Annotated in this window: 15 protein-coding genes; 6 read left to right on the forward strand and 9 right to left on the reverse strand. The window is 67.6% G+C overall.

Translation table 11 applies throughout. The features are described from left to right. Positions 1-28: 28 nt before the first annotated feature. Positions 29-2,176 carry a 3-hydroxyacyl-CoA dehydrogenase NAD-binding domain-containing protein gene (locus tag NM1_RS24370; protein ID WP_068024131.1) on the forward strand — a complete coding sequence of 716 codons (2,148 nt, stop codon included), beginning with the start codon at positions 29-31 and terminating at the stop codon, positions 2,174-2,176. Positions 2,177-2,345: 169 nt separating this feature from the next. Beyond that, on the forward strand, positions 2,346-5,966 hold the full coding sequence (locus NM1_RS24375; RefSeq protein ID WP_068024133.1) for a serine/threonine-protein kinase: 3,621 nt from the start codon (positions 2,346-2,348) through the stop codon (positions 5,964-5,966). Here the strand turns inward: NM1_RS24375 and NM1_RS24380 are convergent. The 4 genes from NM1_RS24380 to NM1_RS24395 form a co-directional block, all read right to left on the reverse strand. Beyond that, positions 5,963-7,279, reverse strand: coding sequence for a class I SAM-dependent methyltransferase (locus NM1_RS24380; RefSeq protein WP_068024136.1), 1,317 nt, complete (start codon positions 7,277-7,279; stop codon positions 5,963-5,965). The genes NM1_RS24375 and NM1_RS24380 overlap by 4 nt on opposite strands. Next, on the reverse strand, positions 7,276-8,709 hold the full coding sequence (locus NM1_RS24385) for an FAD-binding oxidoreductase (RefSeq protein ID WP_068024139.1): 1,434 nt from the start codon (positions 8,707-8,709) through the stop codon (positions 7,276-7,278). The genes NM1_RS24380 and NM1_RS24385 overlap by 4 nt, the downstream gene beginning before the upstream one ends. Positions 8,710-8,955: 246 nt before the next feature. Beyond that, positions 8,956-9,273 (reverse strand): hypothetical protein, encoded by a 318-nt coding sequence (locus NM1_RS24390; protein WP_157124005.1) that lies wholly within the window; start codon positions 9,271-9,273, stop codon positions 8,956-8,958. 248 nt (positions 9,274-9,521) lie between these two features. After that, positions 9,522-10,301 (reverse strand): hypothetical protein, encoded by a 780-nt coding sequence (locus NM1_RS24395; protein ID WP_147289125.1) that lies wholly within the window; start codon positions 10,299-10,301, stop codon positions 9,522-9,524. A gap of 114 nt (positions 10,302-10,415) precedes the next feature. Here NM1_RS24395 and NM1_RS24400 point away from each other — a divergent pair, with 114 nt between their 5' ends. After that, positions 10,416-10,850 (forward strand): SRPBCC family protein, encoded by a 435-nt coding sequence (locus tag NM1_RS24400; RefSeq protein WP_068024149.1) that lies wholly within the window; start codon positions 10,416-10,418, stop codon positions 10,848-10,850. Positions 10,851-10,854: 4 nt separating this feature from the next. On the opposite strand, the gene NM1_RS24405 is transcribed toward NM1_RS24400, so the two are convergent. From NM1_RS24405 to NM1_RS24415, 3 genes are read right to left on the reverse strand one after another with little or no spacing between them, the layout of a single operon-like run. Next, complete coding sequence (locus NM1_RS24405) at positions 10,855-11,202, reverse strand: VOC family protein (protein ID WP_068024151.1); 348 nt, start codon at positions 11,200-11,202, stop codon at positions 10,855-10,857. A gap of 15 nt (positions 11,203-11,217) precedes the next feature. Further along, entirely contained in the window at positions 11,218-12,036 is an 819-nt protein-coding gene (locus tag NM1_RS24410; RefSeq protein ID WP_068024154.1) for a MerR family transcriptional regulator, read from the reverse strand. A 43-nt stretch (positions 12,037-12,079) separates the two neighbouring features. Then, positions 12,080-12,664: a hypothetical protein gene (locus NM1_RS24415; RefSeq protein WP_068024156.1), complete on the reverse strand. Its 585-nt coding sequence runs from the start codon at positions 12,662-12,664 to the stop codon at positions 12,080-12,082. Between the two features lie 123 nt (positions 12,665-12,787). Between NM1_RS24415 and NM1_RS24420 the strand changes: the two genes are divergently transcribed. From NM1_RS24420 to NM1_RS24430, 3 genes are all read left to right on the forward strand, one after another. Continuing rightward, positions 12,788-13,117 carry a YbaB/EbfC family nucleoid-associated protein gene (locus NM1_RS24420; protein ID WP_084519986.1) on the forward strand — a complete coding sequence of 110 codons (330 nt, stop codon included), beginning with the start codon at positions 12,788-12,790 and terminating at the stop codon, positions 13,115-13,117. A 12-nt stretch (positions 13,118-13,129) separates the two neighbouring features. Further along, positions 13,130-13,738: a recombination mediator RecR gene (recR, locus tag NM1_RS24425; RefSeq protein WP_068024161.1), complete on the forward strand. Its 609-nt coding sequence runs from the start codon at positions 13,130-13,132 to the stop codon at positions 13,736-13,738. Between the two features lie 299 nt (positions 13,739-14,037). Continuing rightward, positions 14,038-14,658 carry a LysE family translocator gene (locus NM1_RS24430; protein WP_068024164.1) on the forward strand — a complete coding sequence of 207 codons (621 nt, stop codon included), beginning with the start codon at positions 14,038-14,040 and terminating at the stop codon, positions 14,656-14,658. A gap of 5 nt (positions 14,659-14,663) precedes the next feature. On the opposite strand, the gene NM1_RS24435 is transcribed toward NM1_RS24430, so the two are convergent. Both NM1_RS24435 and NM1_RS24440 read right to left on the reverse strand, forming a co-directional pair. Then, the gene (locus tag NM1_RS24435) at positions 14,664-15,308 is read right to left on the reverse strand and encodes a hypothetical protein (RefSeq protein ID WP_068024166.1); all 645 of its coding nucleotides are present in this window, start codon (positions 15,306-15,308) and stop codon (positions 14,664-14,666) included. After that, positions 15,305-15,523: a hypothetical protein gene (locus NM1_RS24440; protein ID WP_068024167.1), complete on the reverse strand. Its 219-nt coding sequence runs from the start codon at positions 15,521-15,523 to the stop codon at positions 15,305-15,307. The genes NM1_RS24435 and NM1_RS24440 overlap by 4 nt, the downstream gene beginning before the upstream one ends. Positions 15,524-15,540: the final 17 nt, after the last annotated feature.

Below are 15,540 nucleotides of genomic sequence, written 5' to 3' on the forward strand. Positions count from 1 at the left end.
CCTTACCTCACAGGAGAGACGAAAACACATGACCGACAACATGATCGCCTGGGAGAAGGACGCCGACGGCATCGTCGTGTTGACCATGGACGACCCGAACCAGGGCGCCAACACGATGAACGAGCTGTACAAGAGCTCGATGCAGGCCACCGTCGACCGCCTCGAGGCCGAGAAGGACGACATCACCGGTGTCGTCATCACCTCCGCGAAGAAGACCTTCTTCGCCGGCGGTGACCTCAAGAACATGATGAAGACCGGGCCGGAAGACGCCGCGGGCATCATGGAGGAGCTGACCGTCATCAAGGGCGCGCTGCGCCGCCTGGAGCAGCTGGGCAAGCCGGTCGTCTCCGCGATCAACGGCGCCGCCCTCGGTGGCGGCCTGGAGATCACGCTGGCCACCCACTACCGCATCGCCGCCGACGTGAAGGGCCTGAAGATCGGCCTGCCCGAGGTGAAGCTGGGCCTGCTGCCCGCCGGTGGCGGCGTCACCCGCACCGTGCGCATGTTCGGCATCCAGAACGCGCTGATGCAGATCCTGCTGCAGGGCAACGAGTTCAACGCCGCGAAGGCCAAGGGCATCGGCCTGGTCGACGAGGTCGTGGGCTCGGTCGAGGAGCTGGTCCCCGCGGCCAAGGCGTGGATCAAGGCCAACCCGGACAAGGGCGTGCAGCCCTGGGACGTCAAGGGCTACAAGATCCCCGGCGGCACCCCGTCCACCCCGGCGCTGGCCGCCAACCTCCCGGCGTTCCCGGCGAACCTGCGCAAGCAGCTCAAGGGCGCCAACATGCCGGCCCCGAAGAACATCATGTCCGCCGCCATCGAGGGCGCGCAGGTCGACTTCGACAACGCGTCGCTGATCGAGTCGCGGTACTTCGTGAACCTGCTCACCGGGCCGGTCGCGAAGAACATGATCCAGGCGTTCTTCTTCGACCTGCAGACCATCAACAACGGTGGCTCGCGGCCGAAGGACGTGCCGAAGAAGGAGATCAAGAAGGTCGGCGTGCTCGGCGCGGGCATGATGGGCGCGGGCATCGCGTACGTCTCCGCCAAGGCCGGCTACGAGGTCGTGCTGAAGGACATCTCGCAGGAGGCGGCCGACCGCGGCAAGAACTACTCCGAGAAGATCGAGGAGAAGGCGCTCTCCCGCGGCAAGACCACCGAGGAAAAGTCCAAGGCGCTGCTGGACCGCATCCACCCGACCGCCGAGGCCAAGGATCTCGAGGGCGTCGACTTCGTGATCGAGGCCGTCTTCGAGAACACCGAACTCAAGCACAAGGTGTTCCAGGAGATCGAGGACATCGTCACCCCGGACGCGCTGCTGGGCTCCAACACCTCCACGCTGCCGATCACCGGCCTGGCCACCGGCGTGAAGCGCGAGCAGGACTTCATCGGCATCCACTTCTTCTCGCCGGTCGACAAGATGCCGCTGGTGGAGATCATCAAGGGTGAGAAGACCTCGGACGAGGCGCTGGCCCGGGTGTTCGACTACACCCTGGCGATCCGCAAGACCCCGATCGTGGTCAACGACAGCCGCGGCTTCTTCACCTCGCGCGTGATCGGTACGTTCGTCAACGAGGCGATCGCCATGCTGAACGAGGGCATCGACCCGCAGACCATCGAGCAGTCGGGTCTGCAGGCGGGCTACCCGGCGGCGCCGCTGCAGCTGTCGGACGAGCTGAACATGAAGCTCATGCAGAAGATCGCCAAGGAGACCCTGGAGGCCGCCAAGGCCGGCGACACCAAGCTGGGCACCGAGCGGCATCCGGCGCAGGATGTCATCGACTACATGGTCGAGCAGGGTCGTCCGGGCCGGCTGGAGAAGGCCGGTTTCTACGAGTACGACGAGAACGGCAAGCGTCAGGGCCTGTGGGCGGGCCTGCGTGAGCACTTCAACACCAGCACCGAGGACAAGGTCCCGTTCCAGGACCTGATCGACCGGCAGCTGTTCATCGAGGCCATCGAGACCCAGAAGTGCTTCGACGAGGGCGTGCTGACGTCGACGGCCGATGCCAACATCGGTTCGATCTTCGGCATCGGCTACCCGGCCTGGACCGGTGGCGTGCATCAGTTCATCGTCGGCTACCCGGGTGGACAGGCCGCCTTCGTGGCCCGCGCGGACGAGCTGGCCGCCAAGTACGGCAAGCGGTTCGAGGTCCCGGCCTCGCTGCGCAAGTAGCGCTCGGCCCCGGTACGGCCCGGATCACGGATTTCGTGGTCCGGGCCGTATTGCGTGCGAAGGGCTTTCGTTCGGACTGGTCGGTCCTCACACACGCGGGCTGAATCTCCACCGGATGACCGTGGTCCGCGCTACGTTGGAGTCAGCGCGGATAGTTCGAGGTGGTCCAATGAACCCACACACGGGCAAGGTCCGCAGCACCGATACTCCCGCCGAATCGAACACCCAGCGTTACCCGCCGATCGGGATCGCCGACGAGCTCGCGGCGATGGGGCTGTTCGATGCCGAGGAGGTCGGCCGCGGCGGCTTCGGGGTCGTCTACCGCTGTGTCCAGCGCGCCCTGGACCGGACGGTCGCGGTGAAGGTGCTGTCGTCGGAGATCGACGACGAGAGCCGCGAGCGGTTCCTGCGCGAGGAGCAGGCGATGGGGCGGCTGTCCGGCCATCCGAACATCGTCGACGTGCTGCAGGTGGACGTGACCGCCGGGGGCCTGCCGTTCATTGTGATGCCGTACGCCACGCACGGGTCGCTGGAGCATCTGGTCCGCGAGCACGGGCCGCTGAACTGGTCGGATTCGTTGCGGGTCGGGGTCAAGCTGGCCGGGGCGATCGAGAGCGCGCACCGGGTGGATGTGCTGCACCGCGACGTGAAACCGGCCAATGTGCTGCTGAGCCGCTACGGCGAGCCGCAGCTGACCGATTTCGGCATCGCCCGCATCCCGGGCGGATTCCGGACCTCCACCAGCATGATCACCGGTTCGCCCGCCTTCACCGCCCCCGAGGTGCTCAAGGGCGAAGAACCCACCGTGCGCTCGGACGTCTACGGATTGGGTTCCACCCTGTTCGCCCTGCTGACCGGGCACGCCGCCTTCGAGCGGCAGTCGGGCGAGAAGATCGTGGCGCAGTTCCTGCGCATCACCACCCAGCCCATTCCGAACCTGCGTGAGCAGGACATTCCGCCGGGCGTGGCGGGTGTGATCGAGCGCGCCATGTCCGCGGAGCCGTCCGAACGGCCGGTGTCGGCGCTGGAGTTGGGCGAGTTGCTGCGGTCGGTGCAGCGCGAGCACGGGCAACTGCCCGACGAGATGGCGCTGCTGGATCCCGGGCCCGGCGCGGACGAGACTCTCCGCGACGGGCCGCAGGCGTATCCGTCGCTGCGCTCGCGCTCGGTGGTGACGGGTCCGCCCGGGTCGACGACGCGAAGGCCCTCCGAGACTCCGAGTGGGTCCGAGACGTCGGGTGCGCCGGTCACGCTGCCGCCCACGGCCGCGACGAAATTCCGCCCCCCGACACCGGCGCGGGAGCCGGTGTCGCGGCCGCGGCTGCTGGACATCCTGCGATCGGCCGATCGGCGGCGGCTCGCGGTGATCCACGGCCCCGCCGGATTCGGCAAGAGCACGGTCGCGGCGCAGTGGCGGTCCGAGTTGAGCGCCGGTGGGACCGCGGTGGCCTGGATCGGCATCGATCACGACGACGACAACGAGGTGTGGTTCCTCGCCCACCTGGTGCAGGCGATCCGCCGGGTGTACCCGGAGATCGGCGCTGGACTGGAGCAGGTGCTGGAGGAGCGCCCGGCCGAGGCGGTGCCCTACGCCATCTCGACGCTGATCGACGAGATCCACACCGGCGGGCGACCGGTCGTGGTGGTGATCGAGGACTGGCACCGGATCACCGACCCGGGTGCGCATCGGGCCATGGACGCGTTGCTGGACAACGCCTGTCATCACCTGCGATTCGTGGTCACCACCCGGGAGCAGACCGGGCTGCCGCTGAGCCGGTTGCGGGTGCGCGACGAACTGGTGGAGATCGGCTGTCACGAGTTGCGTCTGACGCCCGCGGAAACCAGGCAGATCCTGGTGGGGCGCAACGGATTTCCACTTACCGACGAGCAGGTCGAGCAGATTCACACCGCCGCCGACGGGTGGCCCGCCGCCATTCAGCTGGTCAGCCTGTCGCTGCGCGGTGGCCGACCGGCGGAGACGAGCGGTGCGTCGAGCGAGATCGATCCTGCGCAGCTCATCGCGCACCTGTCCGGCGGCAACCAGGCGATCCGGGATTACCTGTCGGAGAACGTGCTCGACACGCTGGATACGCGCATGCTCGAGTTCCTCATGTGCGTCTCGGTCACCGAGAAGGTCAGCGGGTCGCTGGCCGCCGCGCTGAGCGGTGAGCCGGACGCCGAGGATCTGCTGGAGCAGGCCGAGCAGCGGGAACTGTTCGTCAGCCGTATCGACCACGACCCGGACTGGTTCCGGATCCAGCCGCTGTTCGCCGAGCAGCTGCGCGCCCGGCTGGAGCGGGTGCACCCGGGCAAGCTGAAGTCGCTGCACCGCAAGGCCTCTCGCTGGTACGCCGAACATCAGCTGGTGCGCAAGTCGGTCGAGCACGCGCTGGCGGCCGCGGATATGAAGATGGCGCTGGACCTGCTGGAGAGCGGCGGGATGGACCTGATCGACACCTCGCGCCTGGCCACGCTGCTGGGAACGGTGTCGAAACTGCCGGTGCAGCAGGTGGCTTCGCGATCCAAGCTGCTGATGGCGCTGGCCCGGGCCAACACCAATCTGCAGCAGTCCGGCGCCGCCCGCACCGCGCTGGGGCGGCTGTCGAGCATGCTGGCGCGCGGCTCGTCCTCCGACGCCGAGACCGTGCGGCAGCGCTGCGAGGCGGCCGTGCTGGGCGCCGCCGATCAGGTCGCGCGCGACCGCACCGACGGTGTGCTGGAAAAGGTTTCGGACTGCCTGCAGCTGGCCGACGACCTGCCGCCGTGGACGGTGTCGACCGCCGCCAACCTGGTGTCGTTCGTGCGCCTGTGCGATTTCGACTTCGAGGGTGCGCGCGCCATGCAGGACTGGGCCGCGCAGTACCACGCCCGCTCCAAGGATCCGCTGGGTATCGTCTTCGGACTGCTGGGCAAGGGCGCGGCGGCCTACGAGCAGCTCGATATCGACACGGCCACACAGTGTTTCGAGCAGGCGTGGCAGACCGCCCGGGATCGCTCCGGCCCGCGCTCGCACGCGGTGCGGGTGGCGGCGGCGCTGCTCGGCGAGGTCGCGTATAGGCGCGGCGATCTGGATTCGGCCGAACCGCTGCTCGATCAGAGCCATCAGCTGGTCGCCCGGGTGGGGCCGGTCGACTTCATGATCACCACCTTCGTGGTGGGGGCGCGGGTGAAGGCGGTGCGCGGGGATATGGAGACGGCGGCGGCGCGGCTCGACGAGGGTGCGCGAATCGCCGCCGACCGCAAGCTGACTCGGCTGGCCGCGCACATCCGCGCCGAACGCCTGCGCCTGGATCTCCCGAACGACCAGGTGCCGGGCTCCACGGGGGCGGAACCGGCGATCCGCCCGATGCGGCACAGCGCGGGCACGGCGGCGCTGGCGGCCGAGGCCGAGGAGACGGCCACCATCCGCGGCCTGCTCGCCCGCCACTACCGCGGCGGCGACACCTTCGGCGACGACGAGCTGGCCCCGCTCGGCACCAGCGATTCCGCGGTGAAGCGCGCCCGCGCCCTGCACGGCCGGATGGCCGAACAGCACCGCCCCCGTGCGGAATTGGACGCGGCGCTGCTGCTGGCCGAATGCCTGTCGGCGGCGGGCTGGACCGGCGAGGCGATAGGAACCCTCACCCCGGCGGTGGCCCGCTGCGCCGAATTGGGTTGGACCCGGCCACTATTGGACGCGGGCCCGGGGGTGCTCTCCCTGCTGCACACTCTGCGCAACGAGATGCTGCTCGGCGCGGAACACTCCGAAATCCCGGATATCCCGAGGAAATTCCTGGATTCGCTCCTCTAGGCGTTCCACCACGGGCGCAGCGGGACCGTCCACTCCTTGTTCTCGCCCAGCTTCATGCCCAGCACCTGGTGTAGCTGCACCACATTGCGCTCGAAGCCGAGCGCGCAGCCCGCCATGTACAGGCCCCAGACCTTGGCCGTGCCCTCGCCCACCTCGGCGACGCAGTCGTCCCAGTTGTCGACCAGGTTCTTGCACCACTCCCGCAGGGTGAGCGCGTAGTGCGGGCGGAGGTTCTCCTCGTGCACGACCTCGAGGCCGACGTTCTGGATATCGGAGATGATGCGGCCGGAACCGATCAGCTCCCCGTCGGGGAACACATAGCGGTCGATGAAGTCACCGGCCTTGGTGGTGCGGGTGTTGTCGGGCCGGGTGATGCAGTGGTTGAGGAACAGGCCGCCGTCGCGCAGCTTGCTCTGGATGTAGCCGAAGTACGCCGGGTAGTTGTGCACGCCGATGTGTTCGGTGAGCCCGATGGACGACACCGCGTCGAACTCGGATTCGGGCACATCGCGGTAGTCGGAGTGGCGCACCTCGGCGAGGTCCTGCAGGCCCTCCTCGGCGATCTTCTTCTGCGCCCACTCGGCCTGCTCCTTGGACAGGGTCGCGCCGATCACCTTGACCCCGCGCTTGGCCGCGTAGCGGACCATGCCGCCCCAGCCGCAGCCGATGTCGAGCAGCCGGTCGCCCGCCTTCAGGTTCAGCTTGTCGAACACCAGGCGGTACTTGTTCTCCTGCGCCTGCTCCAGCGTCCAGTTCTCGTCGCCGTACACCGCGCAGGTGTAGGTCATGGACGGGCCGAGCACGTACTCGTAGAACTCGTTGGAGACGTCGTAGTGGTGGTGAATCGCCTCTGCGTCACGGTGTTTCGAGTGTCGCAGGCCCTCCAGCGCGATGCGCCGCCAGCGCGGCAGCGTCTCCTGCGGCGGCGGCGCGATCGGCTTGAGCGCGTCCCAGCCGAGCGAGCGCGCGATGGTGACCAGCGCCAGCGCCGACGGACGCCGGAACTTCAGGTCGCTCATCGCGCGCAGGAAATCGTAGGGGTCGCCCGGGTGGATGCCCTCGGCGAGCATATCGCCGGAGATATAGGCGCGGGCCATGCCGAGATCGCCGGGGGCCGTGGCGATGTAGTTGATCCCGCGCGGGGTGCGGATGTCCAGGCGGTACTTCGAATCCTCCGGTCCGCAGCTCGACCCGTCGTAGGCCGTGAATCGGATCGGCACCGCACCATCGACCAGAGTCTCGAAGATCTCGGCGATGGTCAGCCTGGTTCCCAGTTCCGCGAAGACGTCGGAACGATCTTTGAACGTGGTCACTTGCGTTGCACCGCCTTCGAATACAAATCCAGTAAACGATGATCTGGGTCGTAGTGGTTCTTCAACTCGGGATAGACGTCGCCGCCGTACAGCTCGGCGAACTCATCCTTGTCGTAGTAGGCATCCGAGTACAGGGATTTGTGACCGTCCAGTTCGGACACCTTGCGCTCGATGGCACGGTTCGCGGCTCCCTCCTGCTGGCCGGGCACGGTCGGGACCGAGGACCAGAAGCCGACGTTCACGTAGGTGCGCTCGGGCTCCAGCGGGTACAGGCTCCAGGGGCGTTCATTCGTGGTATGCCCCCTGTCACGCAATCGAAGCGGGCACAGCCAGACCGGTTCGATCGGGATCTCGTCGAGGAACCAGTGCATGAATTCGGCGGTGCGTTCGATCGGCACCTCGATGTCCTGCACCACCCGCTCGCGCGGCGGATTGCCCTTGCGGGCCTCGAGCCGGTCGGCGATGTCGTACTTGTGGTCCAGGGCGATCAGCTTCCAGTAGAAGCTGGAGCGCCGGTACTGCCGGGGCCAGAGGCGGCGGATCCTCGGGTTCTGGGTGCCGAAGGCCCGCGAGCACCAGAACCAGTCGGTGTCCCAGCGCCACAGGTAGTCGTGGATGGTCAGCCGGTCACGCTTGGGCTGCTTCGAGTCGTGCTGGATGGAGCGGTAGTAGACGTCCATTCCGGTGTAGTCGCTGACCGGGCCGGGCTCGTCGGTCTGGCGGCCGAGAATCAGGTAGCTCTCGTCGGCGGTGAACACGACGCCGTCGAGATAGTCGACGGGCTCGCCGTCGTAGGAGCGGTCGAGGACGATCTGCGCCATCACCGCTTCCAGCTCGTTCAGATCGTGGAAGCGCACGTGCCGCAGCGCCACGTAGGGCTGCACGGTCTCCAGTTCGATCTTCAGCCGGGTCGAATAGCCGAGCGTGCCATAGGAGTTCGGGAATCCCCGCAGCAGATCGGCATGCTGCTCCGGCGTCGCGGTGATGATTTCCCCCGCGCCGGTCAGCACGTCGAGTTCCAGGACCGATTCGTGCGGCAGGCCGTTGCGGAACGAGGTCGACTCGATGCCCAGGCCGGTGACCGCGCCGCCGAGCGTGATCGTCTTCAGCTGCGGCACCACCAGCGGGGCCAGCCCGTACGGCAGCGTCGCGGCGACGAGATCCTCGTAGGTGGTCATGCCGGCCACGTCGGCCGTCTTGGCCTGCGGATCCACTGCGATCACCCGGGTCAGCCCGGAGACGTCGAGACCGGGCGCCGTGCTCGCGGCGCGGGCGCGGAACAGGTTCGACGTTTTCTTGGCCAGCCGCACGTTCGCGTCCCGAGGTATGGCGCGATAACTCGCCAGCAGCCGGTCCACCCCCGCCCGATGCGCGGCAAATCCTGATTCGTGTGCGGCCGGTGCGCGGCCGGCCTTCCCCAACAGACTCACTGCCACCCCATGACGCTATCTCTCCCCGAAAAGAGAGGCCACTGTGAGGGTACCTATCCGTCCGAATTTTCACGCACATGTTGCACAACGTTGGGGAATTGTCCGGATGTCCGATTCGGTGTCTTCGGCGCAGCTCACGGCGGTAATTAGCGGGTCTAACTGTGTGATTTCCGGGTTTCCGGGCGCACCGGCGGCCGTCGACATGTGAGCCCGCGGCCGATTGGGATGCGGATCACCGATCGTCGGTCAGGGTTGTGGATTCTCTTCCGGCCTGCGCAGCCCGACGACCAGCAGCGTGCCGACGCCGAGGGTGACGACCGACCCGATGCCGAGCGCGATGAGGGCGGAATTGCGGTCGCGCTTCTTCTGCTCCTGGTAGCTGCGGGTGGTCATGCCGCGCTTGCGCTTCTTCGTGGTGCAGGTGTCGCCGGGCTTCATCACCCGGTTGTCGCAGGTGACCTTGCCGGAGGTGGCCAGTCCGTGAATCCCGTACCCCAGCGGCACCACCCCGGCCACCAGCCCGATCGCACACCACAGAATCACAGCACCAACGCTGCGCTTCACCTTCGCCATGTTCCCCCCCCACGTGTTCGGTCAGTACCGGTTCCCGACAGCCGGGACTACGCCGTAGCCTAGCTCGCCGACCTCACCGGCAGGATGGCTCGCTCTCCCCTTTCCCGGCAGGATGGCTCGCTCTCCCCCTTCCGGGCTGGATGGCTCGCTCTTCGTTTTCCGGCTGGATGGTTCGCTCTCCCCCTTCCGGGCTGGATGGTTCGCTCTTCGTTTCCCGGCGTGCTTTTGGCCGGGATCCACTACCGCTGCGGTGGGTACTGGTTGTGCGGACCCGGCTGGGGATAACCGGGCGGCGGGCCTTGGTGCTGTGGATAACCCTGCGGCGGGCCGTATCCGGGCGGCGGAGCGTACTGCTGACCGGCGTACCCGGGCGCCTGGGCGTACTGGGGATAACCCTGCGGCGCGGCGTACTGCGGTGCCGGTGGATACCCGGCGGGCTGCATCGGATTTTGTTGCGGTGCACCATATTGCGGTGCCGGAGGGTATCCCGCGGGCTGCATCGGATTCTGTTGCGGCGCAGGGTGGTTTGCGGGTACCGGCGGTTGCTGGGGATAGCCGTTGGGCGGCCCGGCGGCCGGGCCGGGCTGTGGGTGTCCCGGATAGGGTTGCGCCGCACCATTGTGGGCGGGCGCGGGCCATTGGCCCGGATTCGCTTGCGGGGCCTGTGGATTGTTCGTCGGAACCTGCATTCCGCCGCCCGCCGGGCCCTTCGACTTCCGCAGCTCGCTGCGCAACATGAACGCACCGCCCGCGCTGAACAGCGGGCCGAGCACGATCATCGACCAGGCGGTCTTGGTGTTCTTCGACTGCTGCTCATCGGCGCTGCGCGTGGTGGATCCGTGCTTGCCGGTGGTGACGCAGGTGTCCCCGGCTCCCATCTTCTTCCCGCCGCAGTCGACCTCACCGTGGCTGTTCAGCATGACGATGCCGCCGATCAGTGCACCGATTCCGAACACCACCAGGGCCGCCCAGGTGGCGATCTCCTTGATTCGGCGCACGCGATGCACGACTTTCGACACGAACCCCCCTCGGTGATTCCGGTAACTCTGACGACCCGGTGCCCCCGGACCGCGGCGTAGCATAGCCCGGCGGTAGTCATCGTGCACACCGCAGACTCAAACAAGGAGTTCACAGTGGGACAGGTCAGCGCCTCCAGTTCGATCGTCGTTCCGGCCGATCCGCAGCGCGCGCTCGAGGCGATCGCCGACTACGAGACGGTGCGCCCCCGCATCCTCTCAGGGCACTATCACGACTACAAGGTGCTCGAGGGCGGCAAGGGCGCCGGCACCGTCGCCGAGTGGACGCTGCAGGCCACCGAGAAGCGGTCGCGCAACGTGCATGCGGTGGTGTCGGTATCGGATTCCATGGTGACCGAGCGGGATTCGAACTCCACGCTGGTGACGACCTGGACGGTGACGCCGTCGGGCACCGATTCGCTGGTCACGATCCGCACCAGTTGGAAGGGCGCCGGCGGCGTCGCCGGATTCTTCGAGGGCATCTTCGCCCCCCTGGGCCTGAAGAAGATTCAGGCCGAGGTGCTGGAGAACCTGAAGAAGGAACTCTCCTAGCTCGTCAACCCTTGGCGATATCGAACAGGTTGCCCTCCGGGTCGGCGAGCGTCGACCAGGTGATCCCGTACTCGTCGAAATCGGCGATGTGCTTGGCGCCCAACGAGATCGCCCGCTCGATCTGGTCGCGCCAGTCGGTCGCGGCCAGATCGAGATGGACGACGTTCTTGCCCGGATTTCTGTCCGGCACGCGCAGGAACATCAGCGTCGGCGACATGGTCTCGCGGCCGATGGTCGCGAAATCCCGGTTCGCCTCCGGATCGACCGGCTGCTCCAGCAGTTCCGCGTAGAACTGCGCCAGCGCGGCCGCGTCGGTGCAGTCGACGGTGATGTTCACGAGCCTGGGTGGCATGAGGATTCCTCTCTTTCAGAACCGGCCGACGGGCCAGCAGACTTCGGTGCGGAAGGTCTCGGGGTCGTCGACGTCGTGCGGGGAGACGACGTAGACCTCCCGGATTGGTTCGTCGAGGGCGGTGTCGTGCTCGGCGACATGGCTGCCCAGCGCGCCGTAGGTACGGTCGAAATCGGTGAGCGGTCCGGCGTGCACGGCGATCGCGAAGCGGCGGGCAGGAAGGTCGATCACCGCGGCCTCGCTCCCGGCGCCGATGCCGCGATCGGACGCGGCGAGGGGCACATAGGCCACCACCTCGCCGACCTCGTTCTCGAAGAAGTCGTTCGAGTAGGTGGCGCCGCTCGGTCCGGCCGGTGTCACCCCCGCGGCCTCGAGCAGCTCGAACAGCCGGGTGAAGGTCGCATCGCACCAATCGCCGATTCCCTCGCGCGCCACCGCGCCGGTGATCGACAGCGCGGGAAACGCGGGGACGGAACGATATTCGACCGCGATCGGCGCGCTCGGCAGCAACAGCGCCCGCAGCGACGCGACCACGTCGCGGGTGCGCGCCAGCTCCGCCTCCATGCGTTCCAGGTGCGCGCGCAGGGCGGCATCGCGCGTGGACTCGTCCGATGCGGCGAGCACCGTGCGGATTTCCGGCAGCGGCATGTTCAGGTCACGCAGGCGCCTGATGAGATGCGCCTGCGCGACCTGCCCGGTCGAGTAGCGCCGGTACCCGGAGGCCGGGTCGATCGTCGCGGGCTCCAGCAGCTCGATCTCGTGGTAGTACCGCAGCGTCTTGACGCTGAGATAGGTCATCCGGGCGAACTCCCCGATGGAGACTGTCGCTGTCATGCCTGACAGCGAACACCCTCCAGTGGGAGGAGAGTCAAGCCCTTCAGTAGGTGAGTACGAAGGTGAGCAGGGGTGTGGTCTGAATCGCTCCGCGCCAGAAGGAGTAGCCGAACCAGACGTTGGGGGTGACCTCGCGGATCTCGTCCCAGATCTGCGGGGTGATGGACGGTGCGTAGTCCAGGGCCCAGACCGGCTGACCGTCGATCTTCGACGGCGCGGAATAGACGTAGGCGGGGAATCCCTCGATTCCGGCGCCGGTGATGCGGTTCATCAACCGGCCGCCGTCGGGGCCGGTGTAGAAGTTCTTGCCGATCCAGAACGGCGGCGCCGTCGCCTCCACGATCGGCGGGCGCGCCACCCAGCCGTTGGTGACGCCGCTGGGAACGGCGCCCTGGGCCGAATCCATGAAGATCCGGTCCTGCTGCTCCGGGGAACAGATATCGCGCAGCGCGATGATGGTCGCCTGCGGGTTGTCTGTATACAGCGCACAGCCGCCGCCGTACTCGGCGTCCGCGTGTGCGGCGGGCGCCAGGACCGCGCCCGGTACCAGGGCGAGCACCGCCGCCAGGCATGCCGGCGCGACCGAACGCGCGACGGATTTGCGTAAATTCTCACGGTCTACACGCATTGCTGCCTCCACCAGTGACCCGACCCGACTTCGATCGTAGATCGCTATCGCCGGGTGGATAGGGGAGTAGACCCAACCGTGACTACGCTGGAGCACAACCACTTCCCGCAGAGAGGACAGCCCGTGGAGCCCGGTGGACAGGTCGACATGCAGGCACTGCTTGCGCAGGCCCAGCAGATGCAGGAGGCCGTGATGGCCGCACAGGCCGAGATCGCGGAGGCCGAGGTGGAAGGCGAGGCCGGGGGCGGCCTGGTGAAGGTGACGATCAAGGCGACCGGTGAGGTGCAGTCGCTGCAGATCGATCCGAAGGTCGTCGATCCGGACGATATCGAGACCCTGCAGGATCTCGTCGTGGGCGCGGTCAACACCGCGATGTCCAACGCGCAGCAGCTGGCCGCGGAGAAGCTGGGCCCGCTGGCCGGTGGCGGCGGCATGCCCGGCCTGCCCTTCTGATCGAGGCGCGAGGTGTACGAGGGTCCGGTTCAGGATCTGATCGACGAACTGGGCAAGCTGCCCGGCGTCGGTCCGAAGAGCGCGCAGCGTATCGCCTTCCACCTGTTGACGGTGGAGCCGCCGGAGATCGACCGGCTGCAGGCCGTCCTGCAGAAGGTGCGCGACGGTGTGCGGTTCTGTGCGGTCTGCGGCACGGTCTCCGACGGCGAGCTGTGCCGCATCTGTGCCGATCCGCGGCGCGACCGCACCCTGATCTGCGTGGTCGAGGAGCCCAAGGATGTGCAGGCGGTCGAGCGGACCCGTGAGTTCCGCGGCCGCTACCACGTGCTCGGCGGCGCCCTCGACCCGCTGTCCGGGGTCGGTCCCGACCAGCTGCGCATCCGGGAACTGCTGGCGCGCATCGGAAATCAGGACGACGGGGTCGATGTCACCGAGGTGATCATCGCGACCGACCCGAACACCGAGGGCGAGGCGACGGCCACCTACCTGGTCCGCATGCTGCGCGATTTCCCGGGCCTCACCGTCACCCGCCTGGCCTCCGGCCTCCCCATGGGCGGCGACCTGGAATTCGCCGACGAACTCACCCTCGGCCGCGCCCTCTCGGGCCGCCGCGCACTCTGATCCCGGCCAAAAGCACGCCGGGAATATGGAGGTGCAGTGCACGCCGGGAATATGGAGGTGTAGTGCACGCCGGGAATATGGAGGTGCAGCGCACGCCGGGAATACGGGGGTGCACTGCACGCCGGGAATGCGGAGGCGTAGTGCACGCCCGGAATACGGAGGCGTAGTGCGTGGTACGGCGCCGTCGAAAGTTCTGGCGTGGTGTGGCGCCCGTCAGTAGTTCCGGCATGCTTTCGGCCGGAATCTGCCGTACGGAATTGGGCTATGCGGGAGTGCGGTTTCCGGTTACTGTCGCCGGAGTGAGTCCGGAGTTCTTGCTGACAACGTTGGTTATCGTCGTTACGCCGGGGACCGGTGCGCTGTATACGCTCGCCGCGGGGCTGAGCCGGGGGGCCCGGGCGAGCGTGATCGCCGCCTTCGGGTGCACGCTCGGGATCGTCCCGCACATGGTCGCGGCGATCACCGGCCTGGCGGCGCTGTTGAATACCAGCGCGATCGCGTTCCAGACGCTGAAGTATCTGGGCGTCGCCTACCTGCTCTACATGGCCTGGAGCACGTTCCGGGACAAGGGGACGCTCGCGATCGATGAGCAGCGGGAGTCCGGGCCCGCGCCCTCGGCGCTGCGGGTGATCGTGTCGGCGGTGCTGCTCAACCTGCTCAATCCCAAGCTGACCATCTTCTTCTTCGCGTTCCTGCCGCAGTTCGTCAGCCCGCAGGAGGCGCACGCGCTGCCCCGCATGCTGGAACTCAGCGGCGTCTTCATGCTCGCGACGTTCGTGGTGTTCGCCGCCTACGGCGCCTTCGCCGCCGCGGTGCGCACCCACGTCATCGACCGCCCCGCCATCACCACCTGGCTGCGGCGCGTCTTCGGCGCCTCGTTCCTCGCCCTCGCGGGCCGCCTCGCACTGCAGAACCAGTAGGCGGCTCAGAGGTCGACGGGCTGCCAGTCGAGGGCGTCGAGGCGGGTGCGGTCGCCGGTGGTCCAGTCCCAGATGAGGTCGGCCACCTGGACGGCGTCGGTGAGCCGGGTGCCGAAATGCCGCTCGGGGGAACCGTCGCGGAATTCGAGCGTGTAGGTGCCGGCGCCGTCGAGGAAGGTCTGGATGTAGTCCTGAGGTGCGCGTTCGACGATCAGATACGGATTGGGGGCGGCCAGGTTCGGGATCCAGTCGTGGATCAGGACCTTGGTGAGATACGGGAATTCGCCCGCACCGCCGTGGCTGACGGTGACCGGGACCAGCCCGGCCGGATCGATCAGCCAGGTGAGCTGCGGATCGTAGACGGCGTAGCCGCGCGGCGTGGCGAGATCGAACAGCAGCCCGCGCAGGTGACCGATCGCATCGTAGGGGCTCGAAACATACAGCGCCGCACCGGTTTCGGCGCCGCCGACCGGCTGATTAGCCAGGAAGCTGTCGCGCTCGGACAGCTGTTCGTTGCGCTTGTTCAGCTCGGCCGCGATCTGCGCCACCGTCTCGGCCTCCGGCAGCCCCCGCTGGGCCGTCAGATACGCGTCGACCTCGTCGGGGCTCGCGGCGGCACCCGACGGCAGCAGGACGTGGTCGTAGCTCACCCGGCCAGGCTACGGGGCCCGGTGCAGGTCTCCGTGACCGCACAGCCGCAGCCCCCTGCCACGTCGAAACAATCGACGACGAAGGCGTGCCGGGAATGGTCGGTGTCGTAACAGTCCGCATCGGTGCACTCCACCGATCTGTCGCCGTGCACGACGAGCGTGCCGTGGCAGTGGTCGAGCGCCGAATCGCAGGACAGGCAGACCCGCACGTGCATGAAGACCTCCTATGAGA

Source organism: Nocardia mexicana NBRC 108244 (genome assembly GCF_001613165.1).
Classification (GTDB): domain Bacteria; phylum Actinomycetota; class Actinomycetes; order Mycobacteriales; family Mycobacteriaceae; genus Nocardia; species Nocardia mexicana.

Excerpts from the sequence above, each read along its gene's own strand:
- NM1_RS24440 (WP_068024167.1), bottom strand. The coding sequence starts at position 15,523 with ATGCACGTGCGGGTCTGCCTGTCCTGCGATTCGGCGCTCGACCACTGC.
- NM1_RS24375 (WP_068024133.1), top strand. The coding sequence starts at position 2,346 with ATGAACCCACACACGGGCAAGGTCCGCAGCACCGATACTCCCGCCGAA.
- NM1_RS24405 (WP_068024151.1), bottom strand. The coding sequence starts at position 11,202 with ATGCCACCCAGGCTCGTGAACATCACCGTCGACTGCACCGACGCGGCC.
- NM1_RS24370 (WP_068024131.1), top strand. The coding sequence starts at position 29 with ATGACCGACAACATGATCGCCTGGGAGAAGGACGCCGACGGCATCGTC.
- NM1_RS24415 (WP_068024156.1), bottom strand. The coding sequence starts at position 12,664 with ATGCGTGTAGACCGTGAGAATTTACGCAAATCCGTCGCGCGTTCGGTC.
- NM1_RS24410 (WP_068024154.1), bottom strand. The coding sequence starts at position 12,036 with ATGACAGCGACAGTCTCCATCGGGGAGTTCGCCCGGATGACCTATCTC.